Consider the following 287-nt stretch of genomic DNA (forward strand, 5'->3'; position numbering starts at 1 on the left):
TTCCGATCATACGGAATCTGAAGCAATAGATAGGCTATATCGAAAAATAGTCTTTCGTTTTAATTTAACTGCTCAATCTATTTATATTAATACAGCAACCATCGACTCTATCGGTGTTGTGGACGGTCATCTTGAATTATTACTAGCAGATGGAAACGCATGGCTCCCTGACACTGAACAAGACCATCTTCTCAAACTCCAAGAAAAGCTGAACAACTACATCCACTTTATCGAAAGTAAGCAGTATGTGGACAGCTACGGGGATGACTTTACAGAAAAGGTTATCA

Annotated in this window: 1 protein-coding gene; it reads left to right on the top strand. The window is 38.7% G+C overall.

Going from position 1 to position 287, the window contains the following annotated elements:
* Positions 1-287: DUF6572 domain-containing protein (locus C1E99_RS00450; RefSeq protein WP_330848211.1), on the top strand; the 287-nt coding region annotated here is incomplete at both ends.

Source organism: Streptococcus suis (genome assembly GCF_002964045.1).
GTDB lineage: Bacteria > Bacillota > Bacilli > Lactobacillales > Streptococcaceae > Streptococcus > Streptococcus suis_U.